The 16535-nt window shown below is 68.0% G+C and carries 17 protein-coding genes and 2 pseudogenes; 18 read left to right on the top strand and 1 reads right to left on the bottom strand.

The window, feature by feature from the left end; all coding sequences use genetic code 11:
* The 14 genes and pseudogenes from KIT86_RS07765 to KIT86_RS07830 all read left to right on the top strand — a co-directional run.
* The coding region (locus KIT86_RS07765) for an acetate--CoA ligase family protein (RefSeq protein WP_297396993.1) at window positions 1-640 on the top strand (640 nt) is incomplete at its 5' end.
* Between the two features lie 11 nt (window positions 641-651).
* Window positions 652-1845, top strand: coding sequence for an acyl-CoA dehydrogenase family protein (locus KIT86_RS07770; protein WP_297396997.1), 1194 nt, complete (start codon window positions 652-654; stop codon window positions 1843-1845).
* A gap of 9 nt (window positions 1846-1854) precedes the next feature.
* Window positions 1855-2961, top strand: coding sequence for an acyl-CoA dehydrogenase family protein (locus KIT86_RS07775; protein ID WP_297397000.1), 1107 nt, complete (start codon window positions 1855-1857; stop codon window positions 2959-2961).
* A gap of 31 nt (window positions 2962-2992) precedes the next feature.
* Window positions 2993-3970, top strand: a complete 978-nt coding sequence (locus tag KIT86_RS07780) for a Bug family tripartite tricarboxylate transporter substrate binding protein (protein ID WP_297397004.1) — start codon at window positions 2993-2995, stop codon at window positions 3968-3970.
* A gap of 25 nt (window positions 3971-3995) precedes the next feature.
* A complete protein-coding gene (locus KIT86_RS07785) occupies window positions 3996-5210 on the top strand; it encodes a thiolase domain-containing protein (RefSeq protein ID WP_297397006.1) in 1215 nt (404 codons plus the stop codon).
* Between the two features lie 4 nt (window positions 5211-5214).
* Window positions 5215-5625 (top strand): Zn-ribbon domain-containing OB-fold protein, encoded by a 411-nt coding sequence (locus tag KIT86_RS07790; RefSeq protein ID WP_297397008.1) that lies wholly within the window; start codon window positions 5215-5217, stop codon window positions 5623-5625.
* 11 nt (window positions 5626-5636) lie between these two features.
* Window positions 5637-6854 carry a CaiB/BaiF CoA-transferase family protein gene (locus KIT86_RS07795; RefSeq protein ID WP_297397010.1) on the top strand — a complete coding sequence of 406 codons (1218 nt, stop codon included), beginning with the start codon at window positions 5637-5639 and terminating at the stop codon, window positions 6852-6854.
* Window positions 6855-6875: 21 nt separating this feature from the next.
* Complete coding sequence (locus tag KIT86_RS07800) at window positions 6876-7877, top strand: protocatechuate 3,4-dioxygenase (protein ID WP_297397013.1); 1002 nt, start codon at window positions 6876-6878, stop codon at window positions 7875-7877.
* 24 nt (window positions 7878-7901) lie between these two features.
* Window positions 7902-8579 (top strand): RraA family protein, encoded by a 678-nt coding sequence (locus KIT86_RS07805; RefSeq protein WP_297397016.1) that lies wholly within the window; start codon window positions 7902-7904, stop codon window positions 8577-8579.
* A 3-nt stretch (window positions 8580-8582) separates the two neighbouring features.
* Window positions 8583-9263 carry an RraA family protein gene (locus tag KIT86_RS07810; RefSeq protein ID WP_297397018.1) on the top strand — a complete coding sequence of 227 codons (681 nt, stop codon included), beginning with the start codon at window positions 8583-8585 and terminating at the stop codon, window positions 9261-9263.
* Complete coding sequence (locus tag KIT86_RS07815) at window positions 9260-9922, top strand: 4-hydroxy-4-methyl-2-oxoglutarate aldolase (RefSeq protein WP_297397021.1); 663 nt, start codon at window positions 9260-9262, stop codon at window positions 9920-9922. Before KIT86_RS07810 ends, KIT86_RS07815 begins: the two co-directional genes overlap by 4 nt.
* Window position 9923: 1 nt before the next feature.
* Entirely contained in the window at window positions 9924-10700 is a 777-nt protein-coding gene (locus KIT86_RS07820) for an enoyl-CoA hydratase/isomerase family protein (RefSeq protein ID WP_297397023.1), read from the top strand.
* Between the two features lie 566 nt (window positions 10701-11266).
* Window positions 11267-11398 (top strand): annotated as a pseudogene (locus tag KIT86_RS07825) (DNA-binding protein); the annotation flags it as partial.
* A gap of 5 nt (window positions 11399-11403) precedes the next feature.
* A pseudogene (locus tag KIT86_RS07830) lies at window positions 11404-11511 on the top strand (type II toxin-antitoxin system RelE/ParE family toxin); the annotation flags it as partial.
* Window positions 11512-11573: 62 nt separating this feature from the next.
* Here KIT86_RS07830 and KIT86_RS07835 read toward each other — a convergent pair.
* Complete coding sequence (locus KIT86_RS07835; protein WP_056272060.1) at window positions 11574-12344, bottom strand: IclR family transcriptional regulator C-terminal domain-containing protein; 771 nt, start codon at window positions 12342-12344, stop codon at window positions 11574-11576.
* Window positions 12345-12496: 152 nt separating this feature from the next.
* On the opposite strand from KIT86_RS07835, the gene KIT86_RS07840 reads away from it, so the two are divergent.
* The 4 genes from KIT86_RS07840 to KIT86_RS07855 are packed head-to-tail and all read left to right on the top strand — an operon-like array spanning window position 12497 to window position 16517.
* The gene (locus KIT86_RS07840) at window positions 12497-13756 is read left to right on the top strand and encodes a Rieske 2Fe-2S domain-containing protein (RefSeq protein WP_056272063.1); all 1260 of its coding nucleotides are present in this window, start codon (window positions 12497-12499) and stop codon (window positions 13754-13756) included.
* Window positions 13753-14229, top strand: coding sequence for an aromatic-ring-hydroxylating dioxygenase subunit beta (locus KIT86_RS07845; protein WP_056272065.1), 477 nt, complete (start codon window positions 13753-13755; stop codon window positions 14227-14229). Before KIT86_RS07840 ends, KIT86_RS07845 begins: the two co-directional genes overlap by 4 nt.
* A 7-nt stretch (window positions 14230-14236) precedes the next feature.
* Window positions 14237-15271, top strand: coding sequence for a 2Fe-2S iron-sulfur cluster-binding protein (locus tag KIT86_RS07850; RefSeq protein WP_236944066.1), 1035 nt, complete (start codon window positions 14237-14239; stop codon window positions 15269-15271).
* A gap of 25 nt (window positions 15272-15296) precedes the next feature.
* Complete coding sequence (locus tag KIT86_RS07855) at window positions 15297-16517, top strand: cytochrome P450 (RefSeq protein ID WP_056272071.1); 1221 nt, start codon at window positions 15297-15299, stop codon at window positions 16515-16517.
* The last annotated feature ends 18 nt before the right edge of the window (window positions 16518-16535 follow it).

Raw genomic sequence — 16535 nt, forward strand, 5'->3', positions numbered from 1 at the left:
GGCCTGGCTGGCCGGCGCGGGCCTGGCCGTGCCGCCCGGTGCGCTGGCCACCAGCGCCGACGAGGCGGTGCGCATTGCCGGGCGCCTGGGCTACCCGGTGGTGCTCAAGGCGCAGGCCAGCGAGCTGCCGCACAAGAGCGACGTGGGCGGCGTGCTGGTGGGCCTGGCCGACGAAGCCGCCTTGCGCGAGGGCTGGCAGCGCCTGCACGCCAGCGTCTCCCGGCACCGGCCCGGCCTCGCGCTGGACGGCGCGCTGGTCGAGAGCATGGGCGCGCGCGGCCTCGAACTGGTGGTGGGTGCCAAACGCGACGCGGACTGGGGCCCGGTGGTGCTGGTCGGCCTGGGCGGCATCTGGATCGAGGCACTGAAAGACGTGCGCCTGATTCCCGCCGACATGGCCGAGGCCGACATCGAGGTGGAGCTCGGGCGCCTGAAGGCGGCCGCCGTGCTGCAAGGCATGCGCGGCGCCGCCGGGGTGGATCTGGGCGCCATCGCCCGCGTCGTCGCGCTGGTGGGGGCGCAGATGCGCGCCAACCCGGCCATCACCGAAATCGACATCAACCCCCTGGTCGCCTACCCCAGCGGCTCGGTCCAGCCCGTGCTGGCCCTGGACGCGCTGGTCGTGGCCACGCCTTCCTGATCGCCCTCACCATGAAACTTCAGTTTTCCGACGCCGACGAGGCCTTCCGCCTGGAAGTGCGCCAGTTTGTCAAAGACCACCTCCCGCCCGAGATCCGGCGCAAGGTGGAGCTCGGCCTGCGCCTGGAGCACGCCGACTACGTCACCTGGTTCCGCCTGCTGGAGGCACGCGGCTGGCTCACGCCGGGCTGGCCTGTGGAGCACGGCGGCCCCGGCTGGAACGCGGTGCAGCGCTACATCTTCGACGAAGAGACGCTGCTGGGCGGCGCGCCGCGCATCATCGCCAGCGGCATCCAGATGCTGGGCCCGGTGCTGCACGCCTTTGGCACCGAGGAACAGAAGAAGAAGTACCTGCCCGACATTCGCCAGAGCAACACCTGGTGGGCGCAAGGCTTCTCCGAGCCGGGCGCGGGCTCGGACCTCGCGGCCGTGCGCACCACCGCCGTGCTTGAACCCGATGGCCAGCACTTCGTGGTCAACGGCCACAAGGTCTGGACGTCCTACGCGCACTGGTGCTCGATGATGTTCGCGCTGGTGCGCACCGACCCGAACGCCAGCAAGCCGCAAGAAGGCATCTCCTTCCTGCTGATCGACATGAACTCGCCGGGCCTCACGGTGCGGCCGATCCGCCTGCTCGAAGGCGGCACCGACCTCAACGAGTGTTTCCTGGACAACGTGCGCGTGCCGGTCGAGAACCTCGTGGGCGAGTTGCACAAGGGCTGGTCCTACGGCAAGTACCTGCTGGGCCACGAGCGCACCGGCATCGCCGGCATCGGCTCGTGCAAGCAGCAGCTGGCGCGCGCGCGCCGGCTGGCCGAGCGCCAGGGCCTGTGCGACGACCCCGTGCTGCAGGCGCGGCTGGCGCAGTTCGAGGTCGAGCTGATGGCGCTGGAATTCACCGCCCTGCGCCTGCTGTGCGACCACCAGCAGAGCCGCACGCCTGGCGTGGAGGCCTCCATGCTCAAGGTGCGCGGCACCGAGCTGCGCCAGGCCATCTTCGAAGCGCTGCTGGACATCGCGGGCCCTGACGCCGTGCCTTTCTCGGCGGCGGCACAGCACCTTGAACAGTTGGACGAGGCGGCCACCGACCCCGAGCTGGTGGCGCTGGCGGCCAACTGCCTGGACGCCCGAAAACTCACGATTTACGGCGGCACCAGTGAAGTGCAGCGCAACCTGATCGCGCGCGCCACGCTCGATGCCTTCTGAGGACCGACCATGGATTTCTCTCTGAACGACGACCACCTGGCCCTGCGCGACGCGGTGCAGCGCTTTTGCGACGGCGAGTACCCGACGGAACACCGGGGCCAGGCCGAAACACCCCAGCGCGCCGCCGAGCGCTGGGCCGGCATGGCCGGCCTGGGGCTGCTGGGCCTGCCCTTTCCGGCCGAGGCCGGCGGCAGCGAACAAGGCCCGGTGGAGGTGATGCTGGTGGTGCAGGAACTCGGCCGTGCGCTGGGCGGCGGCGCCTTCGTGGCCAGCACCGTGATGGCGGGCCGGCTGATCGCGCAGCTGGGCTCGCCCGCGCAGCAGCAGCGCTGGCTGCCGGATCTGGCCAGCGGTGCGCTGCAGGCCGCGGTGGCGCTGTACGAAGACGGCTTGCGCTACGACTGGCGGCACGTCGCGCTGCAGGCGCGCGCAGTGCCGGGCGGCCACGCGCTCCACGGCCGCAAGACAGGCGTGCCGCACGGCGACAGCGCGGGCCTGCTGCTTGTGGTCGCGCGCGACGCCGACTGCGACGGCCTCTCGGTGTTCGCGGTGGATGCGAACGCGCCAGGCGTGCGTGTGCGCGGCTTCGACACGCTGGACAACCGGCGCGCCGCGCACGTGGACTTCGACGGCGTGCAGGTGGATGCCTCGCGCCGGCTGGGCCGAGCAGGCGAAGCGCAGGCCGCCGTGGAGGCCGCACTCGATGCCGGCATCGCGGCCCTGTGCGCCGAAGCCGTGGGCGTGGTCGATGCGCTGATCGTGCACACCGCCGAGCACCTGCGCACGCGCAAACAGTTCGGCGCCCCGCTGGCGAAATTCCAGGTGATGCAGCACCGCCTGGCCGACATGGCGATCGCGCTGGAGCAGCTCAAGTCCATGGCCTGTGTGGCCGCGATGGCGATCGATGCGGACGCACCGGCGCAGCGCCGCCGCCTGGTCTCGGCCGCCAAGGTGCTGGTGAGCCAGCAGGGCCGCGCGCTGGGCCTGCAGGCGATCCAGATGCACGGCGCCATGGGCATGACCGACGAATGCCGCATCAGCCACTTTGCCAAGCGATTGCTGGTGATTGGCCAGCTCTTCGGCGACGCCGACTGGCACCTGAAACAACTGCACTGACAACCTCTTACACCCACCCGGAGACCACCCCATGAACCGCCCTGCTTTTGTGTCTGTGCTGATGACCGCCTTGATGTGCGCCTCGATGGTCGCTCAGGCCCAGTCGACCCCGCCCATCAAGATCCTGGTGGGCTTTCCACCCGGCGGCTCCACCGACACGGTGGCCCGCGTGCTGGCCGAGAAGATGTCGGTGGTGCTCAAGCAAACCATCATCGTGGACAACAAGCCCGGCGCGGGCGGGCGGCTCGCGGCCCAGGCGCTCAAGGCCAGCGCGCCCGACGGCCTGACCTACATGATTGCGCCCAACGCCACGCCGGTGTTCCAGACCCTGCTCTACCCACCGGACGTGCTGAAGTACGACATGCTGCAGGACTTCGCACCGGTCGGCGTGGTGGTGTCCTACCCGCTGGCGCTGGCGGTCGGGCAGCACACGGGCGTGAAGACCGCGAAGGACTACCAGGCCTGGCTCAAGGCCAACCCGAAGGACGCGAGCTTTGGCACCGCGGGCGCGGGCGGCCACACCCACTTCACCGGCCTGCAGCTGGGCAAGGCACTGGGCGTGCCGCTCACGGCCGTGCCCTACCGCGGCAACGGCCCGCTGGTCACCGACCTGCTGGGCGGCCAGGTGCCGGCCGGGGTGATGACGGCGGGCGACATCCTGCCGCACCAGAAGAGCGGCAAGGTCGCGGTGGTCGGCGTCTTCGGTGCCCAGCGTTCGCCGCTGCTGCCCGACGTGCCCACCTTCAAGGAGCAGGGTTTCTCGATCGACACCGGCGATGCCTGGACTGGCATGTGGGCGCCCGCGAAGACCCCCAAGGCCACGCTGGAGCGCGTGCAGAACGCGCTGAAGTACACGCTGGCCCTGCCCGAGGTGCGCGAGATCCTGATCCACAAGGCCATGCTGAACCCGGACTTCCGCTCCGCCGAGGACATGGACAAGCTGCAGCGCGCCGAGCTGGTCTATTGGCGCCCCGTCATCCAGGCCACCGGCTTCAAGCCCGAGCAATGAACCGCCCCCGAAGGAACCCCGCACCATGAGCCTGAATGGAGCCGCCTGCATCGTGGGCGCCTACGAACACCCGACCCGCAAGGCCGACGACCTGTCGGTGGTGCGCCTGCACGCCGACGTGGCCAAAGGCGCCCTGGACGACGCCGGCCTGAGCAAGAGCGACATCGACGGCTACTTCTGCGCCGGCGACGCGCCCGGCCTGGGCACGGCCACCGTCGCCGAGTACCTGGGCCTGAAGCTGCGCCACATCGACTCCACCGAATGCGGCGGCTCCGCGCCGATCCTGCATGTGGCGCACGCCGCCGAGGCGATCGCTGCCGGCCGCTGCAATGTGGCGCTGATCACGCTGGCCGGGCGCCCGCGCGCGCAGATGGCGGCGGCGCAGGCGGCGGCGAAAGCCGGCGGCGTGAAGGCGCCGCTGGCGCTCAAGCCGCCGGACCCCGACGCGCCCGAGCTGGCCTTCGAGCTGCCCTACGGCCCCGCGACGCAGAACCTGTACGCCGCCGTGGCCCGGCGCCACATGCATGAGTTCGGCACCACCAGCGAGCAGCTGGCCTGGATCAAGGTGGCCGCCTCGCACCACGCGCAGCACAACCCGAACGCCATGCTGCGCGACCGCGTCACGGTCGAGGATGTGCTGAACTCGCCCCTGGTGAGCGACCCGCTGCACCGGCTGGACTGCTGCGTGATGAGCGACGGCGGCGGCGCGCTCATCGTGGCCAGGCCCGAGATCGCGCGCGAACTGGCGCGCCAGAACGGCCGCCCGATGGTGCGTGTGCGCGGCACGGGCGAAGCCCCCAAGCACGGCATGGGCGGCCAGATCGACCTGACCTGGTCGGCCGCGGCCTGGTCGGGCCCTATGGCCTTCGCCGAAGCGCGCGTCAAGCCGGGCGACATCCAGTACGCCTCGCTCTACGACAGCTTCACCATCACCGTGCTGATGCAGCTCGAAGACCTGGGCTTCTGCGACAAAGGCCAGGGCGGGCGCTTCGTGATGGACGGCAACCTGATCTCCGGCGTGGGCAAGCTGCCCTTCAACACCGACGGTGGCGGCCTGTGCAACAACCACCCGGCCAACCGCGGCGGTATCACCAAGGTCATCGAGGCCGTGCGCCAGCTGCGCGGCGAAGCCCACCCCGAGGTGCAGGTGCCCAACTGCCACCTTGCGCTGGCCAGTGGCATCGGCGGTGCGCTCGCCTCGCGCCACACCGCCGCCACCCTGATTCTGGAAAGGGTCTGACCCCATGAGCACCACCCCCCCGACCGCACCGCGCCCGCGCCGCATCCCGGCCCCGCGCGCCCTGCCCGAGTCCCTGCCCTACTGGGAGGCGGCCGACAAAGGCCGCCTGCTGATCAAGCGCTGCCGCGCCTGCGGCGAAGTGCACCACTACCCGCGCGACATCTGCCCGCACTGCCTGAGCGAAAACACCGAATGGCTGGAAACCTCCGGCTTCGGCACGGTCTACACCTTCAGCACCATGGGCCAGGGCGAAGCGGCCTACACGCTGGCCTACATCACGCTGGACGAAGGCGTCACGATGATGAGCAACCTGGTCGACTGCACCCCGGCGGACCTCGCCATCGGGCAGCGCGTGCGCGTGGTCTTCCAGCCCAGCGACGGCGGCCACCACGTGCCCATGTTCACCCCCCTCTGAAAGCGCACCGGATGTCCACCGCCCCATCTTCCGCGCCCCGCACAGGCCCGCTGTCGCACCTCACCATCCTGGACGCCACGCGCGTGCGCGCCGGCCCCACGGCCATCCGCACCTTCGCCGACCTGGGCGCGCGCGTGATCAAGCTGGAAATCCCGCCGGGTGCACCCGGCGGCGACGACATGATCGGCGGGCGCGACCACAACCGCGCCGACTACGAGAACCTGCACCGCAACAAGGAAAGCCTCACGCTCAACATGAAGGCGCCCGAGGGCCTGGCCATCCTGCACGCGCTGGTGAAAGAGGCCGACGTGTTCATCGAAAACTACCGGCCCGACGTGAAGCACCGCCTGGGCATCGGCCCCGACGACCTGCGCGCCCTCAACCCGCGCCTCATCTACGCCAGCATCTCCGGCTTCGGCCAGGACGGCCCCTACGCCAACTGGCCGGGCTTTGACTCCATTGCCCAGGGCATGGGCGGCCTGATGAGCGTGACCGGCCAACCCAGCGAGGGCCCGATGCGCGTGGGCATTCCGATCGCCGACCTGTGCGCCGGGCACTTCTGCGCCCAGGCCATCATGGCCGCGCTGCTGGAGCGCTCGGTGACGGGCGAGGGCCAGTGGGTGCACACCTCGCTGCTCGAATCGCAGATCGCCATGCTCGACTTCCAGGCCGCTCAGTGGCTGATCGACCGCAAGGTGCCGCGCTCCACCGGCAACGAGCACCCGCTGACCGTGCCCACCGGCGTGTTCGAGACCCGCGATGGCCACCTCAACCTCGCGGCCATCGGCCAGACCATGTGGAAGCGCCTTTGTGAGGCGCTGGAGCTGCCGCAGCTGGTGGACGAACCCGGCTTCGGCTCCGACCCCGAGCGCGTGTGCAACCGCGCGCGCGTGAACGCCGCCATTGGCGCGGCCTTCAAGACCCGCAGCACCGCCGAGTGGACCGAGCGCCTGCTCAAGGCCGGCGTGCCCTGCGGGCCGATCTACACGGTGGACCACATGTTCGAGGACCCGCAGGTCAAGCACCTGGGCATGGCGCGCCCGATGCAGCACCCGGAGCTGGGAGAGATCGAGGTGGTGGGCCTGCCCATGCAATTCTCCAGGCACCCGCGCAGCGCCGGGCCGCTGGTGCCGGCGCCCCACCAGGGCGACCACACCGACGCCATCCTCGGTGGCCTGGGCTACGGCGCCGAGCAGATCGCGGCGCTGCGCAGCCAGTTTGTTGTCTGACCCTTTCCTGAAGGTTGCACCATGGCCCGACTCGTCGCCGCATTCGGCTCGTCCCACAGCATCATGCTGGTCTCGCAGCGCGAAGACTGGCAGCACGGCTTTCGCGTGATCGACACGAAGAACGCCCACTACTTCGACCAGCAGGGCGAAAAGACCGACTACCCAACCCTGCTCGCCCGGGCCCCCGCAGGCTCCGAAGCCATGGTGACGCCCGAGAGGATGGGCCAGCGCTACGACGCCGCCGAGGCCGCGATGGACCAGCTCGGCGAGCGCATCCGCGCGGCGCGGCTGGACGTGCTGCTGATCGTTGGCGACGACCAGACCGAGCTGTTCCGCACCAGCAACAACCCCGCGTTCGCGATCTTCTACGGACCGACCATCCGCAACACCGCGCGCGAGCCCGCCTCGGCGAGCGACAGCTGGGTGAAGTCGGCACGCATGTGGCGCCACGAGCCCGAGACCGACCGTGAGTACCCTGTGAAGAGCGACCTGGCCGAGTGGCTCATCCGCCAGCTGTGCGACCGCGACTTCGACATCACGGCCATGGATGGCCTGGAGCGCGGCCAGTCCGAAGGCCATGCCTTCCAGTTCATCCACCGCCGCCTGCTCAAGGAACTTGCGCTGCCGGTGATCCCGGTGATCCTCAACACCTTCGACCCGCCGAACCAGCCCACGCCGCGCCGCTGCGTGGCCCTGGGTGCCGCGCTGCGCGAGCTGGTCGCGACCTGGCCTGAAGACCTGCGCGTGGGCGTGATCGCCTCCGGCGGCCTGAGCCATTTCGTGGTGGACGAGGCGCTGGACCAGAAGGTCCTCCAGGCCCTGCGCGAGAAGGACAGCCAGACCCTCGCCGCGCTCGACCCCAAGCTGCTGCAGGCGGGCAGCTCGGAGATCCGCAACTGGCTGGTGGTGGGCGAGATGGCGCGCGAGCTCGACCTCGAATGGGTCGAGTACGTGCCCGGCTACCGAAGCCCTGCGCTCACCGGCACTGGCCTGGCCTTTGCCGCGTGGAAGACGATCACCTGAACCCCCTCTCCTGAAAGCCCTGACATGAGCGACATCTCTCTCCTCGTCCAGCGCCTGCGCCGCCTCGATGCCTGCGCGGTGTCAGATGCGCTGGACAAGCTGCAACTGCCCGGCGTGGTCACCGGCCTGCCTCAGCGCAGCGGCCCCGGCCGCATCGCCGGCCGCGCCGTCACCATGAAGGTGGGCCCGGGCCAGCCACCGCCCGGCCCGCCCAGGCACCTGGGCTGCACCGCCGTCGAGCTCGCGGGTGCGGACGACGTGATCGTGGTCGAACAGCGCTCGGGCCTGGAAGCCGGTTGCTGGGGCGGCCTGCTCACGCTGGGCGCGAAAGTGCGCGGCGTGGCCGGCGTGATCGCCGACGGCCCGCTGCGCGACGTGGACGAGGCCATGGCCTACGGCTTTCCGGTGTTCAGCCGCAGCCTGACCTCGCGCACCGCGCGTGGCCGGGTGGTGGAGCTGGGCGTGCAGGTGCCAGTGACCATCGGTGCGGCCGCTGGCGGCGAAGTCGGTGTGCAGCCGGGCGACTACGTGCTGGCCGACCGCAGTGCCACGATCTTTATCGCTGCGGCTGACATCGAGCGCGTGCTGGAGACCGCCGAGGCCATCGTCGCCAAGGAAGCCGCCATGGCCAAAGCCATCCTCTCGGGCACCCCCATCGGACAGGTGATGGGCGGCCAATACGAACACATGCTGGAGAACTGAACCATGACCACTGCCCCACCCGACCTCCCTATCGATGCCAACGTCGCGCGCGCCGCGCGCCTCGACACCCCCACCCTGTCCGACGCGCTGGACAAGCTGGGCATCCTGGGCCAGTGCCACAAGATCAAGCCGCGCGACGCGGGCTTTCGCATGGCCGGGCGCGCCTGGACCCTCAAGTACGGCCCCGCCGCCTCCCCCTGCGGCACGGTGGGCGACTACATCGACGACGTGGCCCCCGGCAGCGTGGTCGTGCTGGACAACAACGGCTGCGACAACGCCACCGTCTGGGGCGACATCCTGACCGAAATCGCGCACCGGCGCGGCATCGCCGGCACCGTCATCAATGGCATCAACCGCGACACCCACCTCTGCCTGTCGCTGGGCTACCCGGTGTTCTCGATCGACCACTGGATGCGCACCGGCAAGGACCGCGTGCAGGTCGAAGCCACCGGCGTGCCGGTGAACGTCGGCGGCGCACGCGTCGCGCCGGGCGACATCCTCAAGGGCGACACCGACGGCGTCGTCGTGATTCCCAAGGAGCACGAGGACCGCGTGCTGGAGATCGCCGAAGCCATCGAGGCGGCCGAGAACCGCATCCGCGAAACCGTGCGCGCCGGCGTGCGCCTGGACGAGGCGCGCCGGCAGTTCAAGTACCACCAACTCCAGACCCGCGAGGCCACATGAAGCGACACGACGCCGCCCTGACCACCCGCCTGGACATCCCGCGCCTGAGCCCCACCCTGGTGGCCGCCGCGGCAAAGCTGCCCACCGCCACGCTGCACGAAGCGGCGAAGAAGATCGGCGCCCTGCCCTCGGCCATCCGGCCAGTGGCACCGGGCTTTCGTTGCGCCGGTTCGGCGCTCACCGTGCATTCCCCCGGCGGCGACAACCTCTGGCTGCACCGCGCGCTCGAGGTGGCGCAGGCCGGCGACGTGATGGTGGTGTTCGCCAACGGCGCCCACGAGCACGGCTACTGGGGCGAGATCATGACCACCATGGCCAAGGTCAAGGGACTGGCCGGCCTGGTGATCGACGGCTGCGTGCGCGATGGCGTGCTGCTGGGCGAGATCGGCTTCCCGGTGTTCGCGCGCGGCCTGTGCATCCAGGGCACGGGCAAGGACTTCGGCGCCATCGGCTGGATCAACCACCCGGTTCTGATGGGTCAGGTGGTGGTGCAGGCAGGCGACCTGATCGTGGGCGATGCAGACGGCGTGGTGGCGATTCCGCACGCGCGCGCGGCCGAGGCGGTCGCTGCGGGCGAGCGGCGCGAAGCCGACGAGGCCGCCATCCTGCGCCGGCTCGAAGCGGGCGAAAGCACGATGGCCGTCTATGGCTGGCACTGAGATGAACGCCCCCTCGGCGCCCCGGCTGTCGGTGGACGGCTGCGTGGCCACGGTCACGCTGAACCGGCCCGCGCACCGCAACCGGCTGGAGGCCGGCGACCTGAACACCTTGCTGGACCAGTTCGAGCGGGTCAATGCCGACCCCGCCATCCGCGTGCTTGTGCTCACGGCGCTCACCGAAGGCCAGGGCCGGCCGGTGTTCTGCGCCGGCTACCATATCGGCAGCTTCGACGATCAGGACAGCGATCCCCGGCTGTTCGAGCGCGTGGCCAACGCGCTGGCGGCGCTGCGCCCGGTCACCGTGTGCGCGCTCAACGGCAGCGTTTACGGTGGCGCCACCGACCTGATGCTGGCCTGCGACCTGGTCATTGGCCTGACCGGCATCGAGTTCCGCATGCCTGCGACCGCGCTCGGCCTGCACTACTACCCGGCCGGCCTGCAACGCTACGTGGCGCGGCTGGGCCTCTCGGGCGCCAAGCGCGCCTTTCTCTCGGCGCGCCCGTTCACGGCCGAGATGCTGTGGCAAGCCGGCTGCCTGGAGGCACTGGTCGCACCCGAAGACTTCGATGCCACGGTGAACCAACTGGTGAAGGAGCTCGTGGCGCTGGCGCCGCTGGCGGTACAGGCGACCAAACAGTCGCTCAACGAGATCGCCGCCGGCGTGACCGACCTCGCGGCCATGCGCGCACGAGAAGCGCTGACATCGGCCAGCGCAGACTTCGCCGAAGGGCGCCAAGCGTTTCAGGAGAAACGCTTGCCGCGATTCTCGGGACGGTAGGCAGCGTCGGCGAAAGAGGTGAGCGATTCGAAACCTCATCCGATCGCTCTCTCGCAAGGCCTGTTCTCTTCACAACGCCGCTTGCGAGCGCTTTTTCAGCGGCTCAAGAACGCTTTCCAGGCTGCCTCAGCCCCATAGACCGGTCCGAGAGGGGGCGGTACCCCAAAGAAAAACGGGCTAGCCCTTTTGGAGCTAACCCGTTGTTCTCATTACGAATAATGGTGCGGCTGGCAGGAATTGAACCCACGACCCCTTGGTTCGTAGCTACCAGATCATCTTTAAGTTGTTGATTTATATAGGCTCTGTGACCGCTCAGTGTACCAAAACTACCCTGTTTAGACGTGTATTTCAGAGCCCAGTCCCGCAAAAGTCCCGCAGAGAAATTGCGTGCGAAGATACATCGACCAATTTCTGCGAACGGGGCGCAGACGTTTTCTGTAGCGTGAGCAGTCGCCCGGTGAGTGTTGTGAAGCGACAAAAATGCGCCCGCTCCTTCTGAGCTGTCGGGGAGATAGGTGTCGATAACTATATCTTATCGGCACTAATTTATATCAGAGAGCAGGGCGATGCCAACGAAAAGTACGAGAGTCTCCCGGGGCGTCCAAGTCGATGACGTTTGGGCCGCGGCCGACGGCGTGCTTGCCCAACGCAAGCGGCCCACGATCGAGCGCGTGCGCACGCACCTCGGTCGCGGATCCGCGCCGGCGCCGCCACCTTGAAGACTTCACCATTCACGTGCCGCAAGGTCGGTCAGAGCCCCTTTCTGCGCGAGTTGATCATTCCCTTTGGACGATCTGGATACGTCGTGTTGAGTTCCACTGATCTCTGCCGCTCTACGGGGGTCAGTTTTCAACGGAAGCCAACAGGCGGGCTCTACAACTGCAGTGCAAACGTCCTTCGTGCCACTTCAAGTTCTGGCATCAACTTGTTCACGACATCGTCGCGTGACATGCGCGAAGTGGCCACGGAAAGACTCATAGCCCCCAGCAACTCACCCTTTCCATTGCGCACCGGCACGGCAATGGAACGCAAGCCAATTTCCAGCTCTTCGTCACTCATCGAATAACCGCACTCGCGCGCAGCCTGCACCTCCTTCATCAGTGCCGCCACGTCAGTCTTTGTTTTCGGCGTAATCGCCTGGCGACTCATTCGCTGAAGGCGGAATTCAACCTCCTCGTCTGACATACCCGCGAGAAGCACTCGCCCGGTTGCAGAACAATAGGCGGGCAATCGCGCGCCGATACCGAGTCCGAAAGACAAGCTGCGCCGCTGAGTTGAGCGTGCAACGAAAACGACAAACTGCGAGTCCAGCACCGCCAGCGACGCGGACTCGCGCGTGCGCTCACTAGTGATCTCCAGGATGGGCTGCGCCACCTTGGTCAGGGGCGTAGAGTTCACGTAGGCGTGCACCAGCCGCAAGGTGCGCGGCTCGAGAAAAAAATGCCGCCCCGATGCTCGCGCGTAGCCTAGCTTGACGAGGGTAAGCAGGGCGCGGCGAGTCGAGGCCTTGCTGTGGCCTGTGATATCGGCCGCTTCGGTCAGCGTCAGAGGCGAATTGCTGACGCCGAAGGCCTCGATCAGGAGTAGGCCCTTCTCCAGACCCATGACGTATTCCTTGTCAACTGCACGCGCTTCATCGTCCATTTGCGGCCCCACTCGAAGTTGAATAAGTTCGGTATTCGAACATTTTGCCGGATTTTGTTGACCTTCATCAACTCAAAAAATACAGTCGCGGTTCACCAAACGGTCAAAAGTTCGGTATCCGAATTCTTCCAAGGCAAGAACCCCACTGCATCATGAGCGTCACCGCCCCTGCGAATAGCGCACCCCTAACCTTCTGGCCACCTGGGAACCTCACCCGCGTGCCATACCACCTGTACCAGGAACCGGCCGTGCTCGACGCCGAGCAACAGCGCATCTTCGAAGGCGCGACCTGGAACTACCTGTGTCTCGAAGCCGAGTTGCCACAACCCGGCGGCTACCGCACGACGTTCCTCGGCCGCATGCCGGTGGTGGTGGCGCGCGACAGCGACGGCGAGGTGTACGCGTTCGAGAACCGCTGCTCGCACCGCGGCGCACTGATCGTCCTGGACGACGGCGGCACCGCGCGTGACTTCCAGTGCGTGTACCACGCATGGCGTTATGACCGCCAGGGCAACCTCAAGGGCATCGCGTTCCAGAACGGCGTAAACGGAGAAGGCGGCATGGACCCTGCTTTCTGCATGAAGAGTCATGGTCCGCGCAAATTGAGAACGAGTGTGTTTTGTGGCCTGGTATTTGGCAGCCTGAGCGACGACGTGCCCGACCTGGAGGACTACCTCGGCCCGGAAATCGCGCGCGGCATCTCGCGCGTGCTGCACAAGCCGGTGCAGATCCTCGGCCGCTTCAAGCAGACGCTGCCCAACAACTGGAAGCTCTACGTGGAGAACGTGCGCGACACGTACCACGCGAGCCTGCTGCACGTGTTCTTCACCACGTTCCGGCTCAACCGCCTTTCGCAGAAGGGCGGCGTGGTGGTGAGCGAATGTGGCGGCAACCACATCAGCTTCTCCGCCATCGACCCCATCGCCGAAAATAGCGAGGACTACAAGACCGAGGAGCTGCGTTCGGAGAAGGACGACTTCAAGCTCGAGGACGCCACGCTGTTGAAAGGAATAGACGAGTTCGGCGATGGCGTGACGCTGCAGATCCTCTCGGTATTTCCGGGCTTCGTGCTGGCGCAGATACAGAACACCATCGCGGTACGCCAGGTGCTGCCCGAAGGCCTGGAGACCACCGCCCTGAATTGGGTGTACCTCGGCTTCCAGGACGACACACCCGAGCTGCGCACCATGCGTCACAAGCAGTCCAACCTGATCGGGCCGGCCGGCTTCGTATCGATGGAGGACGGCGCTGTGGGCGGCTTTGTGCAACGCGGCATTGCCTCCGCTGGCGCGCAGGAAGCCATCGTCGAGATGGGCGGCGACAGCGTGCGCTCGCAGAGCAGCCGCACCACGGAAGCGTCCGTGCGCGGCTTCTGGAAAGCCTACCGCCTGCACATGGGAGCGGATGCATGAACGCGGTGATCGACACCGCGAGCGCGTTGGCGCTCAACGCGCATTGCGCGCGCTGCATCGACAACGACGAGCTCGAAGCCTGGACGCAGTTCTTCACCGAACACTGCCTCTACCGCGTGACCACCGCCGACAACCATGCGCAAGGCATGGAAGCCAGCCTGATCTACGCCGACTCGCGCGCCATGCTCAACGACCGCGTGCTCTCACTGCGCACCGCCAACGTCTACGAGAAACAACGTTACCGCCACCTGGTGGGCCTGCCCTCCCTGCTGGAGGACACGCCGCGCGGGCGCCGCAGCGAAACCCCGTTTGTGGTGGTGCGCATCATGCGTGGCGGCGAGACCAGCCTCTTCGCCACCGGGCGCTACCTCGACGAGCTGGTGATCGATGGAGGCGATACCCTGCGCCTGGCCAGCCGTGTGGTGGTCTGCGACAGCCACAACATCGACACGCTGCTGGCCATTCCCCTGTGAGCAAGCCGTGAGCACCCCGCACCTCATACGCATCGCCGGGATGGCCACCGCCATCCCCTGCGCCGCTGGTCAGACAGTGCTCGACGCAGTGCGACAGGCCGGCTACGAGATGCCGTTCTCGTGCAACTCGGGCGTGTGCGCGAGCTGCAAGGGCCGCGTCGTCTCGGGCCGGGTGAACCCCGGCGCGGCGGGTGAGCATACGCTCACGGCGGACGAGATCGCGCACGGACAGGTGCTGTTCTGCCAGGCGCGCCCGCTCACCGACATCGAGATCGAACCGCGCCAGATCGAGAAAACCGATCCGAACGCGCGCCGCCAGCTCGCCGCCAGGGTCATGCGCATCGACTTTCTGGCCAGCGACGTGGCGCGCCTCAAGCTGCGTTTTCCGGCGGGCGAGAAGGTGAAGTTCAAGGCCGGCCAGTACCTGCAGGTGCTGCTGCCCGACGGCCAGCGCCGCAGCTTCTCCATGGCCAACCCGCCGCACCAGAACGATGGCGCCGAGCTGCATATCCGCATGCTGGAAGGCGGCGCGTTCTCGCATTGGCTCGCGCACGACCTCAAGGTGGGTGACCACCTCCGGGTCGAACTGCCGCATGGCGACTTTCACCTGCGCGAGGGCAGCACCGCGCCCATCGTGATGCTCGCCAGCGGCACCGGCTTCGCACCCATCAAGTCGATGGTCGAGGACGGCCTGCGCCGGGGCCAGGCACGCGAGATCGCACTCTACTGGGGCGCGCGCACCGAGAAGGACCTGTACCTGCTCGACCTGGCGCGCGGCTGGGGAGAGCAGGCCGGCCTGCGCTTCGTGCCCGTGCTCTCCGAACCCGAGGCCGGCTGGAGCGGTCGCACCGGCTTCGTGCACCAGGCCGTGCTGCAAGACCACGACAGTCTTGCCGGCCACCAGGTCTACGCCTGCGGCGCGCCTGCCATGGTGAGCGCGGCGCGCAGCGATTTCGTCGAAACCCGCGGCCTGCCGCCCGATGCGTTCTTCTGCGACGCGTTCGTGGTGGCCCAGCCCCGCACCTCCGCGCTGACCGACTGAAGCACACCCGAAGAAGAGCCATTCCATGACCCATCCCAACCCCTACGACAACGTTCCCACCAGCGACTTCGACCCGTACGCCACCGAGGTGCTGGCCAACCCCTATCCCCACTACGAGCAGCTGCGCGAACTCGGCCCCTGGGCCTGGCTGGAGCGCTACGGCGTGCTTGCGGTCGCACGCCACGACGAAGTGCAGCGCATCCTGTCTCAGCCCGACATCTTCTGTTCCAGCGCGGGCGTGGGCCTTGCCAACTTCCACACCGAGACGCCCTGGCGCAAGCCCAGCATCATTCTCGAAGCAGACCCGCCCCACCACAGCCGCACCCGCAAGGTGGTGGCGCGCGTGCTCTCGCCCGCATCGATCGGACGCCTGCGCGCCACTTTCGAGGACGTGGCCGCGCGCATGGTCGACGAGCTCGTGGAACGCGGCTCGTTCGACGCCGCCAAAGAACTGTGCGAGGCCTTTCCCATTAAGGCCTTCGGCGACGCGGTGGGCCTGCCCGCCGAGGGGCGCGAGCACCTGCTGCCCTACGGTGACATGGTGTTCAATGGCTTCGGCCCGATCAACGAGCGTTTCCAAGACCGAATGAACAGCTCGGGCGAAGCGGTGAACTGGATCGCCAAGGTCTGCCAGCGCGACGCGCTCACGCCCGACGGCCTGGGCGCCCAGCTGTTCGCCGCCGCCGACGCGGGCGAGATAGGCCACGACGAGGCCGGCATGCTGGTTCGCACCCTGCTCTCCGCCGGGCTGGACACCACCGTGTTCACCCTGTGCAACGCCTTCACCAGCTTCGCGCGCAACCCCGGTCAATGGGCCCTGCTGCGCGACGACCCCTCGCTGGCGCGCCAGGCACTCGAAGAGGTACTGCGCTACGACAGCACCTTCCACTCTTTCTACCGCACCAGCACCCAGGACGTGGAACTCGGCGGCATCACCGTGAAGCAGGGCCAGAAGATCGTGGTGTTCATCGCCTCGGCCAACCGCGACCCGCGCCGCTGGCCCGAAGCCGACCGCTTCGACATCACCCGCCGCGCCACCGGCCACATGGCCTTCGGCACGGGCATTCATGGCTGCGCCGGCCAGATGATGGCGCGCCTCGAAGGCGAGATCGTGCTCACCGCACTGGCCCGCCGCGTGGCCTCGATCCGCCTCGACGGCGAACCGGTCCAGCACTTCAACAACACGGTGCGCGGGCTCAAGAGCATGCCCGTGACGGTCGAGCCGCTGCTGGCCGCCGTGCACTGACATCCCGCCCCATTCGAA

The sequence above is a fragment of the Hydrogenophaga sp. genome, from assembly GCF_026125825.1.
Classification (GTDB): Bacteria; Pseudomonadota; Gammaproteobacteria; order Burkholderiales; family Burkholderiaceae_C; genus Hydrogenophaga.

Excerpts from the sequence above, each read along its gene's own strand:
- KIT86_RS07770 (WP_297396997.1), top strand. The coding sequence starts at position 652 with ATGAAACTTCAGTTTTCCGACGCCGACGAGGCCTTCCGCCTGGAAGTG.
- KIT86_RS07775 (WP_297397000.1), top strand. The coding sequence starts at position 1,855 with ATGGATTTCTCTCTGAACGACGACCACCTGGCCCTGCGCGACGCGGTG.
- KIT86_RS07780 (WP_297397004.1), top strand. The coding sequence starts at position 2,993 with ATGAACCGCCCTGCTTTTGTGTCTGTGCTGATGACCGCCTTGATGTGC.
- KIT86_RS07785 (WP_297397006.1), top strand. The coding sequence starts at position 3,996 with ATGAGCCTGAATGGAGCCGCCTGCATCGTGGGCGCCTACGAACACCCG.
- KIT86_RS07790 (WP_297397008.1), top strand. The coding sequence starts at position 5,215 with ATGAGCACCACCCCCCCGACCGCACCGCGCCCGCGCCGCATCCCGGCC.
- KIT86_RS07795 (WP_297397010.1), top strand. The coding sequence starts at position 5,637 with ATGTCCACCGCCCCATCTTCCGCGCCCCGCACAGGCCCGCTGTCGCAC.
- KIT86_RS07800 (WP_297397013.1), top strand. The coding sequence starts at position 6,876 with ATGGCCCGACTCGTCGCCGCATTCGGCTCGTCCCACAGCATCATGCTG.
- KIT86_RS07805 (WP_297397016.1), top strand. The coding sequence starts at position 7,902 with ATGAGCGACATCTCTCTCCTCGTCCAGCGCCTGCGCCGCCTCGATGCC.
- KIT86_RS07810 (WP_297397018.1), top strand. The coding sequence starts at position 8,583 with ATGACCACTGCCCCACCCGACCTCCCTATCGATGCCAACGTCGCGCGC.
- KIT86_RS07815 (WP_297397021.1), top strand. The coding sequence starts at position 9,260 with ATGAAGCGACACGACGCCGCCCTGACCACCCGCCTGGACATCCCGCGC.
- KIT86_RS07820 (WP_297397023.1), top strand. The coding sequence starts at position 9,924 with ATGAACGCCCCCTCGGCGCCCCGGCTGTCGGTGGACGGCTGCGTGGCC.
- KIT86_RS07835 (WP_056272060.1), bottom strand. The coding sequence starts at position 12,344 with ATGGACGATGAAGCGCGTGCAGTTGACAAGGAATACGTCATGGGTCTG.
- KIT86_RS07840 (WP_056272063.1), top strand. The coding sequence starts at position 12,497 with ATGAGCGTCACCGCCCCTGCGAATAGCGCACCCCTAACCTTCTGGCCA.
- KIT86_RS07845 (WP_056272065.1), top strand. The coding sequence starts at position 13,753 with ATGAACGCGGTGATCGACACCGCGAGCGCGTTGGCGCTCAACGCGCAT.
- KIT86_RS07855 (WP_056272071.1), top strand. The coding sequence starts at position 15,297 with ATGACCCATCCCAACCCCTACGACAACGTTCCCACCAGCGACTTCGAC.